This is a genomic window from [Clostridium] symbiosum ATCC 14940, from assembly GCF_000466485.1.
GTDB lineage: Bacteria > Bacillota > Clostridia > Lachnospirales > Lachnospiraceae > Otoolea > Otoolea symbiosa.
In genome coordinates this window covers 1-872 of the sequence record NZ_KE992791.1, presented here as the reverse complement: position 1 = coordinate 872, position 872 = coordinate 1, and the positions used below count along the sequence as shown (strand labels likewise).

Below are 872 nucleotides of genomic sequence, written 5' to 3'. Positions count from 1 at the left end.
CTGGAAAACGCATAACCTCTGGGGACATCGCCCGACAAAGTCGGGCGAATCTCATTAATCCTCATACGCTGGGTCTGCAGCAAACCATGTGTAAATATCTTCTTTTTCTAGATCTATCATTTCTAGCCATGCCACATAAAAGATCATCTGTCTAGGGTTTTCTTGCATTTCTAAACTGATTGCATCATCTAAATAACTATATTTTACTCCTTCAATATCTCCTTTAGTTCCAATACTCAGTTTGTTTTTTCCCCAATAGAAACTTATTAATGCTAAATTTTCTCCTGTCTCAGAACACGATGTTGCTTTTATATTCTTTTTTATGTCTATCATACATTTAATACTAATATTTCCTCGTGTCTGTTTAGGAACATCACAAATAAGTTTAAATCGCTTTTCCACAGAGAAATATCGACTGTGATTAATAAGTTCTACACTTTTATATGGCACCTCTTTTCCGTTTACTAATATCTTAATTTCTCCTAATTCTGTATACATCGCATTCCTCCAATTATTGATTTGGCAAATAGCGTCCCGTATCTACTGGATAACCATGTATATTGCCTTTCCCATCAATATGTACACGTACTCCTGTTTCTCCATTTGTGCCAACCGTATTTCCTGTATCCCACACTCTTGTCCCATCAGGTAATTCTGTACCATTTATCCAAGCTTCCTGTGTGTCATGAACACCATTATTTCCCGGTTGCCACGTTGAATTTCCTTCTTTATAATTTGGATGGCCTTGTACATGTTTTCCTTGTTTACCAGCGTCAACTGATGGTGCTTTCTCTACATCACCTTTTACAGTCCCTTGATTAGGTAGTTTAGAGTCACTATCCCCCTTACCTTCCTCCTCCGATTCTTTTTTA

Annotated in this window: 1 protein-coding gene and 1 pseudogene; both read right to left on the bottom strand. The window is 37.3% G+C overall.

What is annotated here, in order from left to right; translation table 11 throughout:
• Positions 1–54 precede the first annotated feature (54 nt).
• Complete coding sequence (locus CLOSYM_RS00520; RefSeq protein ID WP_021640530.1) at positions 55–498, bottom strand: hypothetical protein; 444 nt, start codon at positions 496–498, stop codon at positions 55–57.
• 13 nt (positions 499–511) lie between these two features.
• Positions 512–872, bottom strand: a pseudogene (locus tag CLOSYM_RS22895) (hypothetical protein); the annotation flags it as partial.

What these genes read in the sequence shown, in the direction of transcription:
- CLOSYM_RS00520 (WP_021640530.1), bottom strand. Translation starts at nt 498, where the DNA reads ATGTATACAGAATTAGGAGAAATTAAGATATTAGTAAACGGAAAAGAG.